This window comes from Myxococcus sp. AB025B, assembly GCF_006518215.1.
Classification (GTDB): Bacteria; Myxococcota; Myxococcia; order Myxococcales; family Myxococcaceae; genus Myxococcus; species Myxococcus fulvus.
On the sequence record NZ_SRLW01000616.1, the window covers coordinates 1 to 1,518 of the forward strand.

Consider the following 1,518-nt stretch of genomic DNA (forward strand, 5'->3'; position numbering starts at 1 on the left):
GACTCGACTTTCGCCCTTTTAGGGCGAGGGGGAGAGCGCGGCGGTCCACGCCGCGCGCTCCTGAGCCGGTGATGCGCGAGAGGCCGCACGTAAGTTGGCGCGAAGTCGACGCGACGAATGCCAGCGGACCCGGGCCAGAGAGGATTGAGCCAGGCGGAGGACATCCGCGAAGCTGACCGAGGTCTTGGTGGTGTACCAGGGGCGCAGAGGCACCCTCAGCTGTTGCCAGTTGGCGGTCAGCTCCATGTACCAGAGGACGAGCAGGGTGTAGCTCAAGCCAGCGAAGGGAGCGGTGCGAAGCACGGCCAGGCGACGGCGGGCCCGCGAGTCGGCGAAGCCAAGCAGTTGCTTCAAGTCCCGGAAGAGCACTTCGATGCTCCACCTGAAGGCATACCGTTCCACCACTTCGAGGGCAGACAGGGAGGGGGCGGTGCAGAAGAAGACTCGCAGAGGGCGGCTTCCACTTGTCATCCGCACGACGACCACCTTGAGCATCCGCTCGCCGGCAGCACTCCTCCACCGGGCCACCACCTCCTTGTAGTCCACCTGCTGCGAGCGGCCGTAGAGCTGGGCTGTCAGCCGCATCCAGGGGAGTGCTGAATCTCTGGCAAGGGCCTCGGGCTTGGGCACCGGCACGTCACGCGTCAGCCAGCGGCCCGTTTTCGGCGAGCGGCAGCGGTGCACGCGAGGGCGCGTCAGCACGGCATCTGGACGCATGGCACCGACGAAGACGAGCCGCTGCGGCAACCCCTTGAGCAGGGTGCTGCAGGAGTATGCTTCGTCCGCGGCCAGTTCCAGGGGGCCGGTTGGCAGCCAGCTGAGGGCGCGCTCAACCAGTTCTCGCCCCAGCTGCGTTTTCTTCCGATGAAGGATGCCCCTCTTCTGGCACTCGGCCTGGGTACGGTAGAGCCGGAAGAGGACGGGCAGTGCCCAGGGACGTGCAGCAAAGGGCACGTGCACCAGCACCGCGAGCGTCACCCAGACGTGGCCGAAGCAGAAGACGCGCATGGCCCGGGTGGAGCGAACCGCATCCAGGTGGCAGCCCAGTCCGAAAACCTTCGGCCCTTTGTGACTGCAAAGGGTGTCATCGAGGACCAACCGCACGGGTCCCAATGCAGCCAGCTTCAACAGGAGCAGTCGGCCCACTTCGTCCGCACTCCACCGCGTCCGGGAGAAGAAGCGATGGAAGGCCGCATGGTGCTGTACGCCCGACACTCCCGCTGCCACCAGCGCCTCGGTGACTGCGTGCGTGCCCCCACTGCACACCCAGCCGGCGAACAGGACCAGGAAGCGGAGGAACGAGGGCTCGGTGAACGCCGGCCGAACCAGCTGCAGGACTCGAAGCAGTGCATACACATGGGAAGCGGCCATCGCAGACCTCCAAGGTGCTCGAAGAGGCGTGTCTTGCCCGACACCTCTCTCAGCTGGTCTCGATGGCCGCTCTTTACCTACCCTCAGCCCTCTCTCCTCTCGTACCCCTGCTTGGGCATCCCATCCCAAAAGGGCGAAAGTCGAGTC

The 1,518-nt window shown here is 65.8% G+C and carries 1 protein-coding gene; it reads right to left on the reverse strand.

Annotation, left to right across the window (positions count from 1 at the left end; genetic code table 11):
- Nucleotides 1-18: 18 nt before the first annotated feature.
- Nucleotides 19-1,371 carry a transposase gene (locus FL311_RS43070; protein WP_141333460.1) on the reverse strand — a complete coding sequence of 451 codons (1,353 nt, stop codon included), beginning with the start codon at nucleotides 1,369-1,371 and terminating at the stop codon, nucleotides 19-21.
- Nucleotides 1,372-1,518: the final 147 nt, after the last annotated feature.

Coding starts and splice junctions, on each gene's coding strand:
- FL311_RS43070 (WP_141333460.1), bottom strand. CDS start 1,371: ATGGCCGCTTCCCATGTGTATGCACTGCTTCGAGTCCTGCAGCTGGTT.